A 12,648-nucleotide genomic window follows, 5' to 3' on the forward strand; every position below is an offset into this window, starting at 1 on the left:
AGAGACCGTATTTTTAAGAAGAGATAAAAAAAGCGGCCTGATCAGCCGCGTTTAAATAGGATAAAAATTAGAACATCGATTCTTCGGAGTTCGCTGAAATTTTATGGATGGACAGGTCCGCACCACGATACTCGTCTTCCTGGGAAAGACGCAGTCCAAGCGTGGCTTTTAACAGACCATAAACCAGGAAGCCGCCAGCCAGTGCAACAATAATACCCAGACTGGTACCAATGATTTGTGAAATAAAGGAAACACCGCCAAGCCCGCCCAGTGCTTGTTGTCCAAAAATTCCTGCGGCAATCCCACCAAAGGCACCACATACGCCGTGTAAAGGCCAGACCCCCAGTACATCATCGACTTTCAGCTTGTTTTGGGTATAGGTAAACAGGTAAACAAACAGTGCACCGGCGATGCCACCAATTAGTAATGCACCAATAGGGTGCACAATGTCTGAGCCTGCACAAATCGCGACCAGTCCCGCCAGCGGACCATTGTGTAAGAAGCCCGGGTCATTTTTACCCATAAAATTTGCTGCCAGGGTGCCACCGACCATTGCCATCAATGAATTAATCGCGACCAGACCTGAAATGGCTTCAACCCGTTGAGCGCTCATCACGTTAAAGCCAAACCAGCCGACGATCAGGATCCATGAACCTAAGGCAAGGAATGGAATTGAAGACGGCGGGTGAGCGCTGACACGTCCATCATTTTTATAGCGACCATGTCGTGCACCCAATAAAATCACGGCAGCCAACGCGATCCAGCCACCCATGGCATGCACCACAACTGAACCGGCAAAGTCGTGGAAACTTGCACCAAATGTGTTTTCTAGCCACTTTTGCAAGCCATAGTTGCCATTCCAGATCATGCCTTCAAAGAAGGGATAGATCAGCGCCACCAAAAGCAGGGTCGCAATCGCTTGCGAGCGCATCTTGGCACGTTCGGCAATCCCGCCTGAAATAATCGCCGGAATGGCTGCGGCAAAGGTTAGCAGGAAGAAACAGCGCATCAGGTTATAACCATGGTCTGAGGCTAAGGTGCTCCCTGCATGGAAAAAGTTCTGGCCATAGGCAATCCAGTAGCCGACAAAGAAGTAGGCAATCGCTGAAATGGCGAAGTCGGTCAGGATTTTACTTAAGGCATTCACCTGATTTTTATGCCGTACTGTGCCGAGTTCCAGAAATGCAAAGCCAGCATGCATTGCCAATACCAGTACTGCACCGAGCAGTAAGAAAAATAGATCTACGTTTTGCATAGTGGTGCTCAAAAAAAGTGCTAAATTCGATTCTGGCGCATAGCTTTGATTCATTTTTTGCACCAAAAAGGATTTAGTAAATCTAAAAACTCAGGCTGTAGGGGAACAGCCCAATTTAATGAAATAAATAATGCAAAAAGTGCACCAATTTAGAAATTAATTTGTAATTTTGGTGAATAGTGGTGCAATTTGCTTAAAAATAGCACAGTTTATGCGGTGGTTTGAATGCAATATCACCCTGCAAATTTCATTTATTGTTTTAGTTGATGAACAAACGCAAGCGAGCATACCATCGTCACGCTTTATCTTGATCGGATAGACGATCATGCCTGACGATGGGGAGCCTGCGTATTTACAGCACAGGTGGGGTATAGCTTAAGGTTCTGCCTAAAATCCAGAGTAAAAACAGCACCAAAGGTAGATGAACAACCAGTTGGGTGACGGTAAAACCAATCACGTCTTTGGCTTTGAGTTTTAAAATCCCGAGCATGGGCAGCATAAAGAAGGGGTTGATCAGGTTGGGCAATGCTTCTGCTGCATTATAAATCTGTACCGACCAGCCGAGATGCACTTGCAGATCATTGGCGGCCTGCATCACATAGGGCGCTTCAATAATCCATTTCCCGCCGCCAGAGGGTACAAAGAAACCCAGTACCGCAGAGTAGATGCCCATCACAATGGCAAAGGTTTCTTTGGAGGCAATCGAGACAAAGAATTCGGCAATATAGTGGGATAGGGAAAGGTCTTCGCTGTTTAAGGCTTGCGTCATAATAAAGGCAATACTGCCGTAGAGCGGGAACTGGATCAGAATTCCTGAGACCGCAGGCACCGCCTGACTGACGGCATTGAGAAAATTACGCGGGGTACGGTGTAAGGCCAGACCTAACATTAAAAACACAAAGTTATAGGTGTTGAGACTGGAAATGGCAATGATGGGATTGGTTTTGGAAAACTCGATAAACATCCAGATCAAGCCTAATGCCACCACAACAATGGTCAACAGGGGGGAGTTTTCCAGCCAGTCGCCTGGTCGGGTCGATTTAACTTCAGTCTTTTCCTCTTCTTCAAAATCCAGCTCAAAATCTTGCATGGTTTTGACATTGTCGCCCTTAGGCGCAGACCAATAGGCAATCGCAATCGAAACAATCACCAGAATCAAAGTCATGAGCAAAGACTGCCACAGGAAAATGGTTTCAGTAAATGGAATCACACCGGTTAAGTTATAGATCGACTCAGGCAGACTGGCTTTATTGGCCTGTAATTGTGCTGCAGACGAACTGATGCCCAGCGCCCAGGTCGCGCCCATGCCAATAATGGCAGCTGCTGCAGCAGCACGATAGTCCATCTGTAGCTCTTTACGCTTGGCCAGTGCAATCACCAGTAAGGCAGTTAAAATGGTACTGACCGCCCAATTGACCAGTGAAATGAGCAGACTTGTGGTGGCAACCAAGACAATGGCACTACGTCCCGAATGCGGAATACGCGCCATCATCTGAATCAGTTTTTTCACAGGCGCAGACACGGAAACCACGTAACCGACGATAATCAGCATGGTCATTTGCAGGGTAAAGGGAATTAAGCTCCAGAAACCGTTACCGAACGAACTGGCAACATCCTGTACCGGGGCACCTATACAGATTGCAGCGAATGAAACAATGATGACACCGAGTAAGGCAAAGATATAAGAGTCTGGAAACCATTTTTCCGACCAGTTACTGATCCGTAATGCGAAACGCTCCAACAGCGCAGGTTGTTTATTCATCTTAAGCATCCATCTTTGATTGTTATAAAGTTCATTTGTCCTAAATGAATTTTTTGTTGCCTAAAAACGGCTAAAAGTGATGCTCGGAAAGCATCACTTCAATAAGGGAAATAAAAGGAAGTAATCAGTTAAGCTTGGGCTTCAATCAACAGCTCGACACCCGTTGCCTCCCGGATTTGTTGTTCAGTCACATCAGGGGCTAACTCGACCAGTTGGATGCCTTCAGCAACCACATCCAGTACGCCCAGATCGGTAATGATGCGATGCACCACTTTTTGTCCTGTGAGCGGTAAGCTGCATTGTTTGACGATTTTAGCGGTACCATCTTTGGCATTGTGTTCCATCAACACCACCACGCGTTGTACGCCGGCAACCAGATCCATGGCACCGCCCATCCCTTTGACTTTTTTGCCCGGAATCATCCAGTTGGCGAGGTCACCTTGTTCAGAAACTTCCATGGCACCCAGAATGGCGATATTGACGTGACCACCACGGATCATGGCGAAGGATTCACTGCTTGAGAAAAAGGCCGCACCTGCACGCGCAGTGACAGTTTGTTTACCTGCATTGATTAAATCAGGGTCGAGTTGTTGTTCGGTAGGAAATTCGCCAATGCCGAGTAGACCATTTTCCGATTGCAGCCATACATCCATATCCTCTGGAATGTAGTTGGCAACCAGTGTTGGCAGGCCAATACCGAGATTGACGTAGAAACCATCTTGTAATTCTTTTGCGGCACGTTGTGCCATTTGTTCACGTGTCCATGCCATGATTATGCGTCCTGTGCTTTTAGGGTTTTTTGTTCGATCCGTTTTTCAGGTGTGGCATTCAGTACCACACGATTGACGTAAATGCCCGCTAAATGGATTTCATCTGGATCAAGTTCGCCAATCTCAACGATCTGTTCAACTTCGGCAATGGTAATTTTTCCAGCCATGGCACATTCAGGGTTGAAGTTTTGTGCGGTTTTACGGAATACCAGATTGCCAGCTTTATCCGCTTTATAGGCTTTGACCAGTGCCACATCTGCGGTCAGTGACGGTTCAAGGATATAGGTGCGACCATTAAATTCGCGTTGTTCCTTACCTTCAGCCACCAAGGTACCTGCACCTGTTGCAGTATAAAAAGCAGGAATGCCTGCACCACCAGCGCGTAGTTTTTCGGCGAGTGTACCTTGAGGTGTGAGTTCAACCTCAAGTTCGCCGTTTAGATATTGGCGTTCAAATTCTTTATTTTCGCCCACATAAGACGAGATCATTTTTTTAATTTGTCGGGTTTTGAGCAACACACCCAAGCCAAAATCATCAATACCTGCATTATTGGAAATACAGGTCAGGCCGGTTACACCTGTATCTTTTAGCGCTTGGATCAATGCCTCAGGAATACCGCATAGGCCAAAACCGCCCACTGCAAAGGTCTGCTGATCTTGCACCACATCTTGTAGTGCCAGTGCTGCGGTTGAATAGACTTTATTCATTTTTTCACCTGTAAATTCCTTGGTTTCTATTAGTTTTAGCACTCAGGGATTATTTACAGAAGTTTAAATTTCTAAAGGATTAATGAGGGAAACTCATTAATACCAGAAAATTCATCGATTTCCCCCAAAAGGATGCTATGACGGGCGGTTGGTCTTGGTGTAGCGACTGAAGGGTCTTAGCCAAAATCATGTTGTAGCAGGATCTCGATAAACTCGGCTGAAATATTGGAAAGCTCAAAGTCTTTTTTATAGACAATGCCAATCGCTTGCGGCAGTTTACCGTCTTCAATCTCAATCAAAACGTTATGTTCCTTGTCGATAAAATTCTGAAAATGGCGGGGAATGGCACTGACGCCCATATCCAATGCCACAAAGCTGGAGAGGGAACTGATTTGATGACATTCAACTTTTAGATCTAAAGTCAGATGATTTTTAAGACAGTTTTCTTCAATCAGGTGCCGAACAATGGAGGGATGCTGCAAGGTCACAAAGGGATTGGCGCACAGCTGTTTCCAACTGATCGAATCTGCACTTGCCAGTGGATGCGTCTTGGGCAACAGCGCCAGAAAATCTTCCTCAAATAAGGGCTTAAATTCCAGTTGATCATTGCGTGGCGGTTCAAAGCAAATTCCAATTTCAAAAATACCATCCTGAACATTTTCCAGTACTTTCTCATTGGGAATATCATGAATGGAAAAACTGATATTGGGGTGCTTGGCTAAGAAGCTATGAATCACTTGCGGCAAAATCGCATGGGTGACAAAGGGCATTGAGGCAATGTTCAGGGTGCCGCGGTTGAGTTTAAAACGTTGTTTAACATCCTTTTCCATATCCTCCCAGTTGGCCAGTAATTTCTTGGCATAGGGGATCAATGACTTTCCTTCCTGTGTCAGCTCGACCCGACGGGTATTGCGCTTAAATAGCTTGCCGCCGAGTTCTTCTTCCAGTGATTTGATACTCAAACTTAACGCAGACTGACTGAGATGCAGTTCAGCAGAGGCATTTGCATAATTCAGGGTACGCGTCAGCGCAAGAAATGCCTTGAGTTGCTTAAGTGTCATGTTCAGTCGCCTGTTCGGAAAGTTTTTGATTTATATGGTGTAATTTATAAAAAAAACAGCGCATTGTGACTGGTATTTTTGTTAATTCGCTGGCGCAAGGCAAGCTGTTTGTTTTTAACTCAAGGACAAGTGATTATTCACTCACTTTATCTCAATATCGAAAAATGGATTTTAAAAAGAATAAGCTAAATATACTTTAAATGGATTGATGAGTATTATTCAATAGTTAATTTGTTTTATTAATCAATTAAATTTTTTGCTGTTAGTTTTTGTAATATATTGATTTTTAATAAAAATTAAAATGATGTATTTTGTTTTAATCGTCTTGTTTTTTATGGTTTTAATGCTATTTTAAAATACGTTTGAGCATGTATCTTTGTTTTGAGATGCTGTATTGCCATCGGCAGTTTCTTGATTTTATTTATGGTTAGGATAACCACCACACAGTATAAAAAAAATAATCTGGTTGACCCTGACATATATTCTTTGGAATGGAGTAAAAGAATATGTGGGACTTATTTGTCATTCTGCTGTCTTTAGGCTTGCTGATGTACACGGCCTATCGCGGTTTTTCCGTCATTCTCATGGCGCCGTTATGCGCCTTGCTGGCAGTCTTTCTGATCAACCCCGCCAATGTGTTGCCGTTTTATTCGGGCGTTTTCATGCCAAAGATGGTCAATTTCATTAAAGACTATTTTCTGGTGTTCTTGCTGGGTGCAATCTTTGGCAAAGTGGTAGAAATGTCGGGTATTGCCGAGTCGATTGCCCGCACCATTGTTAACTGGATTGGTGCAAAGAAAGCCATTTTAACCGTGGTCTTACTCGGTGCCATTCTGACCTATAGCGGTGTCAGCCTGTTCGTGGCGGTATTTGCGATTTATCCATTTGCCAATCAGCTGTTCCAGCAAGCCAATATTCCAAAACGACTGATTCCCGGCACGATTGCCTTAGGTGCATTTACATTCACCATGGATGCCTTGCCGGGGACACCCCAAATTCAAAACGTAATTCCAACGACGTTCTTTGGCACCAATATCTATGCTGCACCGTTTTTGGGTGTGATCGGGGCGATCTTTGTGTTGAGCATGGGGCTACTGTATCTGGAGTCACGCCGTAAAGTTGCGGCTCGTGCAGGGGAAGGTTATGCTGGTTTTGCTGCTGAGGCTCCAGTCACACAAATGGCTGCCGATGTTGAATCATCAACCCAAAGCAATAGTTCAGTACTGCGTCAATGCATGGCCTTTGTGCCGTTGATTCTGGTTGCGGTCATGAACCGTTATCTGTCCACAGCCATCAAAGAATGGTATCCGAATGGCTTTGATTTTAATGCAATTGGTCTCGCTAACTACACGGTTGATGTGGCAAAAACAGGGGCGATTTGGGCAGTCGGTTTGGCCTTGATTGTCGGGATCATTGCGGCAATTTTATTTGATTATCAACGTGTAGTGACCAACTTTAAAGAAGGAGTGAATGCCAGTATCAGTGGTTCATTGCTGGCGGTGATGAATACTGCTTCAGAATATGGTTTTGGTGCGATTATTGCGGCATTGCCAGGCTTCGCTTTGATTAGTCATGCACTCGGTACCACATTCACCAATCCTTTGGTCAATGGAGCTGTGACCACGACCGTGTTGGCAGGGATTACCGGTTCAGCCTCGGGCGGGATGAGTATTGCTTTAAGTGCGATGGCAGAAACCTATAACGCTGCCATTGTCGCAGCAGGCATTCCACCGGAAGTGATGCATCGTGTGGTGGCGATGGCCTCAGGCGGTATGGACACACTCCCACATAATGGCGCGGTAATTACCTTGCTTGCGGTCACAGGCTTAACTCATAAGCAATCCTATAAAGATATTTTCGCAGTGACGATTATTAAAACCTTGGCGGTATTTGTGGTGATTGCTGCATTTACATGGTTCGGGATTGTATGAGACATATTTTAATTTGAGCTTGCCCATAATAAGGGCGAGCAATCCAGATAAACAAAAACAGGAGTAACGCAGTGACTCAACAACTTGAAGCCAAAGTAGCCTTTATAACCGGTTCAGCCAGTGGCATTGGTCTGGAAATTGCGAAAAAATTTGCGCAGGAAGGTGCCAAAGTGGTGATTTCTGATGTGAATGCCGAGAAATGTCAGCAAGCGGTGGAACAGTTAAAACAGCAAGGATTTGAAGCCTTGTCTGCGCCTTGTGATGTAACTGATGAACAGGCTTATAAAGCCGCGATTGATTTGACTACACAAACCTTTGGGCGTCTGGATATCCTGATCAATAATGCCGGTTTTCAGCATGTCGCAGCGATTGAAGACTTCTCAACCGAGATTTACCAGAAACTGGTCCAAGTGATGCTGACAGGTTCATTTATCGGGATTAAACATGCATTTCCGATTATGAAAGCACAACAATATGGCCGGATTATCAATATGTCTTCGATCAATGGTCTGATTGGCTTTGCAGGTAAGGCGGGGTATAACAGCGCCAAGCATGGGGTGATCGGTTTGACCAAAGTGGCAGCTCTGGAATGTGCCCGTGACGGGATTACCGTGAATGCATTATGCCCAGGCTATGTGGATACACCGTTGGTGCGTGGGCAAATTGCGGACTTAGCCAAAACCCGTAATGTGAGTCTGGAAAGTGCTTTGGAAGATGTGATTTTAGCCATGGTGCCGCAGAAGCGTTTACTCAGCGTGGAGGAAATTGCCGACTATGCCATTTTCCTGGCCAGCAGCAAAGGCGCAGGCATTACAGGGCAGGCGGTAGTGATGGATGGAGGTTATACCACACAGTAATCCATTTATGTGATTAAAAAAGCCGCTCAATTGGGCGGTTTTTTATGAAATGAAAGTAATGAGCTAGCACAGCGCAATTTGTTTAATTTTTTCATCTGTTACAATGAATCAGCCTTTAATTCTAATACGACTTCATATGAACAATAAATTTGTCAGTTTTTGCTTTTTATCAGTCTGTTTAACTCAAATAAACCAAGCCCAAGCAACGCCATTCAAGACTTATCAATCTGAGCCTTTGCATTGTGGTGAAGCGATTTTTCAGGTCATTTCATCCTGTTATGATCCAGACGAAGGCACGTTGAGAGGCAGTGGCGGCGTTATGCGTGAATCTTGTCAATCCAGTCATTTGCTGGTGAACTGGAAAGGACAACAAAAGCGCATTGATTTTCCAATCGCAACAGCAGCGCAAATGCAGCAATTAAAAAACAAAGGCTATAGGTTGCAAAAAGTGATTCGCCACGGGGATTGGTCACCGCAAAGTTTGGCCTGTGGTCAGGTCAAAGGCATTACGGGATATTTTGTGGTGGTCAATCAGGCAACCACCAATGATTTGAATCAAGAATACTTGGGCAAAGGTTCTCTGAGTGAAGAACCAGTGTTACTGAATCTGAATGGCACGATGACCAATGATGCACTGAGACAAAAAATTTATCCCTTGCTGAAACAGGATAAAGTTAAAATTACCAAAGTCGTTTCAGCCAATGCCTTATTTGGCGATGAGTAAAGCTTAGTTCAGCGATTGGTTTATCCAAGCAGGATATTGAGAATGTTGGCTGACTTTGTCGGCTGATTATTGCTACACTTTTTTATTTGTAGGCAGATGCGTGATGTCTTTTGATCTTAAAGTCAGTTTAAAGAAAAGGGCTGAACCTTCCTCACAGCAGAAGAAGCTGAATCGTCTGATTGATCAAATAGAACAGCAAAAAATCAGCCTTGCCACATGGCAGAATGCGCAAGCCGAGATTCAACAGCACACAAGGCAAAAGCTGATGCCTGTGTATAGCGAATTGCATGACATCCTGTTTCAGCAGTTGGATCAACTTTGGAATTTGTTGCAACAGCATGAGTTTTCCAAAACTAATATGCAGCAACTGGATGAAAAAATTGCCCAGCTTGCCCAACTGTTAAAGCGTTCCAAGATGTTGAAGGATGAACAGTTAAAACTGGTCAAGCAGATCGATACCTTTTATCAGCAGCATGCCCAGCAATCGGCTAAAAAGACTAAAAAAGTACAGTCAGCCAAGTTTGAACAGCATCAAAGTTTTGAGCAAAAGGCAGAGTTAGAACAAGATGACTTTGAACAGTATGTAGCCGAGCAGCAACAGGCTAGAGAACAGGCCAAGCAATTCAGACAACAGCAGAAAAGAGAACAAGCTGAGCAGATGGCAGCGCAGTCGCTGAAAACGGTGTATTTAAAAATTGCTGCGATGATTCATCCTGACCGTGAGCAAGACGAATCCAAAAAAGAAGAAAAAACCGAGTTATTCCAACGGGCCAGTCAGGCTTATGAACAGCAGGATTTGTTTTATTTACTGAAACTGCAATTACAGCTTGAACAGAACAAAGGTGTTGGAGTTAAAGAGTTATCGGCGGAGCAAGTGAAGTTTTATAAACTGGCTTTAGATGCACAGAGTCAGCAGCTTGAAAGTCAAATTGATGAGATTCTGGATTCTTTTCAGTTGGCGAAGAAAGTCAAAGCTGAGCATGTGCATATTAGTGATGTGTATAAAGCCATAGATGCCGATTGTGCTGAGTTAAAGCAGCAGTTGAAGTGGGAAAAAGAACGTTTAAAGCATATGAAAAAGCTGAGTGGAGTGGAGATGTTGTTGGGGCATGGGGTGTTGTAACCTCACCCTAGCCCTCTCCTGAAAGGAGAGGGAACTCATTGCGTATCGAATAACTATCAAATTCACAAAGGATGCTCCCTCTCCCTTAGGGAGAGGGTTGGGGTGAGGGAAATTAAAAAGAGGAGAAAAAAATGAAACTAGACCCACAATTATTAGAATTCGCCAAAGCCATGCGCAGTAATGCGACTGATGCAGAGAACATAATATGGCAACTACTTCGTGCTAAACGGTTTATGAATCTGAAATTTCGCAGACAGCATGTGATTGCACCTTATATTGTGGATTTTTACTGTCATGAATTGGGTTTGGTCATTGAATTGGATGGGAGTCAGCACGGTACTGACGACGGAAAAGAATATGACGCTGAACGAACCAAGTTTTTAGAAGCTTTGGATTTAAAAGTGGTGCGGTATTGGAATCTTGATGTGTTGAGCCGAACGGATATGGTGTTGGAGGATTTGTGGCGGAAGTGTTCACAACTGAAAATGGATAAGAATGAAAGCTCCTATTCCCTATGTGAGAGGGCTGAGGTGAAGGTATCAAGCAACAACAGTTCAAAGCAGAAAAGTATAGGCTGATATATATATGGATAAAAAGAGAGGATTGAGAATATTATTTGAACATGAAATGCTTTAATTTTTAATATTTAAAAATAATACTATTGAAAATAATAAAGAATTAATTAGAATTGTGTTGCCTTTAGTAGTTGTTTTACTAGGGGTTTGCTTGTCAGAATATTGTTATATATTGCTGAGAAGGTTGTAGATGTAAACCTCGATATTAATGAATAGTTCAAACTATTCATCAATATCTCGATGATTGTTGTTATGTCGATGTTGATCCCACTGCTTTGATATAGCATGAGAGTGAAACTGATTAGTAGCATTCTACACATACTCCTTTGAAATGTTTAGACTGTACCGAAAAAGGAGGAGGGCATAGACTGGCTTGAGTTTATGTCTTCAATAGACTTTGGGGGATGTCCTTTTGAAGGATACAGATAACAGTCGTCTAATCTCCCAAAGTTGGCAAAATGCAAAATATAAATACCAAATTCTTCGAAAAAAGAAATAAATTTCGTAATTACCTACATTTTGATAAAAAAATAAGTGATCAAAAAGTTTTTGAGTATGTTGTGGATAAAGAGAAAATTTCAGTGCATTCTTTTTTCCAATGATTTCTTATAAGCTTAATGATGAAAAAATTTGTAGAAAAAATAAAAAAAGAATTCGAACGGTAACTTTGAAAGGTAAGATTAATAAGAAAAAAACTAAAATATCGAAGTTGGACTTTAAAGAAAAAGAGCGGCTTATTAATTTTCCTAGTCATATTGATGGTAATATTTATGCTTATTACTCATATTTATTATCTTTAAAATATGAGGATTTCTTAAATAATAATGATTTATCAAACAATATTATTGCATTTAGAAAAGTTTATCACAAAGATGCTTCTTTAAAAAAGATATCAATGTGCAATATACATTTTGCAAAACAAGTATTTGATTATATAAATAAAAAGAAAAATTGTTCTGTGTTGTGTTTAGATATTTCAGGTTTTTTTTGATAATCTGAACCATGAACTATTAAAAAAAACATGGTTAGAAGTGCTTGGTGAATCAAGATTACCTAAAGATCATTATCAAATTTTTAAATCTTTAACTAATTTTGCATATGTAAATAAAGAAGATTTGTATAAAAAATTAAATTTATCACTAAACTCTCGAACTTTACATAAGCGTATGGATAGATTGTGTGATATTCAAACTTTCCGTAATGTGGTTAGAAAAAATAAGTTAATTAAAAGAAATCTAAAAGTTAAGGGGATTCCTCAAGGTTCTCCAATGAGTGGAATGTTATCAAATATTTATATGATGAATTTTGATAAGAATATGAAAAGTAAAATAACAGAGATTAATGGGGAATATTTTAGGTATTGTGATGATATGATTTTTATTGTTGATAATGAATATATTGATGAGATTAAAAGTTTTATATTGCAAGAAATTGATGCTTTAAAACTAAAGATTAATGATAAAAAAACTCAGTATATTGTTTTTGAAAATGGATTGGTTAAGAAAAATGGCATCCCTAGTTTTAATTATCCTCATAAGCTACAATATTTAGGTTTGTTATATGATGGGCAAGAAATTTTATTACGTGAAACTGGGCTTTCAAAATTTCACTATAAATTAAGAAAAGCTATTAGAATGAGAACTGCTCATTATAATAGATTGCAAAGGGCTAAGTTACATAATAATCATAATATGTATATGAGAACTTTATATACTAGATTCACATATATAGGTAAGAGAAATTATGTGAGTTATGCTTACCGCGTTGCTGGTGAGTTTGATTCAAAAAACATCAAAAGACAAATTAAGGGTCATTTTAACATCTTTACAAACTATTTAGAAAAATGGAAATAAAAAAATCCCCTCATTCGAGGGGATTTTTGA

General features: G+C 41.7%; 11 protein-coding genes and 1 pseudogene. 7 read left to right on the forward strand and 5 right to left on the reverse strand.

The genetic code is table 11. The features are described from left to right. Nucleotides 1-67: 67 nt before the first annotated feature. The 5 genes from J699_RS02420 to J699_RS02400 all read right to left on the reverse strand — a co-directional run bounded on the left by J699_RS02420 (nucleotide 68) and on the right by J699_RS02400 (nucleotide 5,555). On the reverse strand, nucleotides 68-1,255 hold the full coding sequence (locus tag J699_RS02420) for an ammonium transporter (RefSeq protein WP_032870189.1): 1,188 nt from the start codon (nucleotides 1,253-1,255) through the stop codon (nucleotides 68-70). Nucleotides 1,256-1,607: 352 nt separating this feature from the next. Beyond that, entirely contained in the window at nucleotides 1,608-3,017 is a 1,410-nt protein-coding gene (locus J699_RS02415; protein ID WP_032869885.1) for a short-chain fatty acid transporter, read from the reverse strand. A 128-nt stretch (nucleotides 3,018-3,145) separates the two neighbouring features. Continuing rightward, complete coding sequence (locus tag J699_RS02410) at nucleotides 3,146-3,787, reverse strand: CoA transferase subunit B (RefSeq protein WP_032869884.1); 642 nt, start codon at nucleotides 3,785-3,787, stop codon at nucleotides 3,146-3,148. Nucleotides 3,788-3,789: 2 nt separating this feature from the next. After that, a complete protein-coding gene (locus J699_RS02405) occupies nucleotides 3,790-4,494 on the reverse strand; it encodes a CoA transferase subunit A (protein WP_005227039.1) in 705 nt (234 codons plus the stop codon). Between the two features lie 176 nt (nucleotides 4,495-4,670). Beyond that, on the reverse strand, nucleotides 4,671-5,555 hold the full coding sequence (locus J699_RS02400) for a LysR family transcriptional regulator (protein WP_004803082.1): 885 nt from the start codon (nucleotides 5,553-5,555) through the stop codon (nucleotides 4,671-4,673). 506 nt (nucleotides 5,556-6,061) lie between these two features. Here J699_RS02400 and J699_RS02395 point away from each other — a divergent pair. From J699_RS02395 to J699_RS19860, 7 genes and pseudogenes are all read left to right on the forward strand, one after another. Next, complete coding sequence (locus tag J699_RS02395) at nucleotides 6,062-7,486, forward strand: GntP family permease (protein ID WP_032882969.1); 1,425 nt, start codon at nucleotides 6,062-6,064, stop codon at nucleotides 7,484-7,486. Between the two features lie 71 nt (nucleotides 7,487-7,557). Next, a complete protein-coding gene (locus tag J699_RS02390; RefSeq protein ID WP_032869882.1) occupies nucleotides 7,558-8,343 on the forward strand; it encodes a 3-hydroxybutyrate dehydrogenase in 786 nt (261 codons plus the stop codon). A gap of 136 nt (nucleotides 8,344-8,479) precedes the next feature. Then, nucleotides 8,480-9,067: a hypothetical protein gene (locus J699_RS02385; RefSeq protein WP_032869880.1), complete on the forward strand. Its 588-nt coding sequence runs from the start codon at nucleotides 8,480-8,482 to the stop codon at nucleotides 9,065-9,067. Between the two features lie 103 nt (nucleotides 9,068-9,170). Then, a complete protein-coding gene (locus J699_RS02380) occupies nucleotides 9,171-10,190 on the forward strand; it encodes a molecular chaperone DnaJ (RefSeq protein ID WP_032869878.1) in 1,020 nt (339 codons plus the stop codon). A 131-nt stretch (nucleotides 10,191-10,321) separates the two neighbouring features. Further along, a pseudogene (locus tag J699_RS02375) lies at nucleotides 10,322-10,675 on the forward strand (endonuclease domain-containing protein); the annotation flags it as partial. A 688-nt stretch (nucleotides 10,676-11,363) separates the two neighbouring features. Beyond that, entirely contained in the window at nucleotides 11,364-11,756 is a 393-nt protein-coding gene (locus J699_RS19855) for a hypothetical protein (RefSeq protein ID WP_228131944.1), read from the forward strand. Between the two features lie 40 nt (nucleotides 11,757-11,796). Continuing rightward, a complete protein-coding gene (locus J699_RS19860) occupies nucleotides 11,797-12,618 on the forward strand; it encodes an RNA-directed DNA polymerase (RefSeq protein ID WP_228131943.1) in 822 nt (273 codons plus the stop codon). The last annotated feature ends 30 nt before the right edge of the window (nucleotides 12,619-12,648 follow it).

The sequence above is a fragment of the Acinetobacter sp. 1000160 genome (assembly GCF_000588715.1).
Taxonomy (GTDB): Bacteria; Pseudomonadota; Gammaproteobacteria; order Pseudomonadales; family Moraxellaceae; genus Acinetobacter; species Acinetobacter courvalinii.

Coding starts and splice junctions, on each gene's coding strand:
- J699_RS02420 (WP_032870189.1), bottom strand. CDS start 1,255: ATGCAAAACGTAGATCTATTTTTCTTACTGCTCGGTGCAGTACTGGTA.
- J699_RS02415 (WP_032869885.1), bottom strand. CDS start 3,017: ATGAATAAACAACCTGCGCTGTTGGAGCGTTTCGCATTACGGATCAGT.
- J699_RS02410 (WP_032869884.1), bottom strand. CDS start 3,787: ATGGCATGGACACGTGAACAAATGGCACAACGTGCCGCAAAAGAATTA.
- J699_RS02405 (WP_005227039.1), bottom strand. CDS start 4,494: ATGAATAAAGTCTATTCAACCGCAGCACTGGCACTACAAGATGTGGTG.
- J699_RS02400 (WP_004803082.1), bottom strand. CDS start 5,555: ATGACACTTAAGCAACTCAAGGCATTTCTTGCGCTGACGCGTACCCTG.
- J699_RS02395 (WP_032882969.1), top strand. CDS start 6,062: ATGTGGGACTTATTTGTCATTCTGCTGTCTTTAGGCTTGCTGATGTAC.
- J699_RS02385 (WP_032869880.1), top strand. CDS start 8,480: ATGAACAATAAATTTGTCAGTTTTTGCTTTTTATCAGTCTGTTTAACT.
- J699_RS02380 (WP_032869878.1), top strand. CDS start 9,171: ATGTCTTTTGATCTTAAAGTCAGTTTAAAGAAAAGGGCTGAACCTTCC.
- J699_RS19855 (WP_228131944.1), top strand. CDS start 11,364: ATGATTTCTTATAAGCTTAATGATGAAAAAATTTGTAGAAAAAATAAA.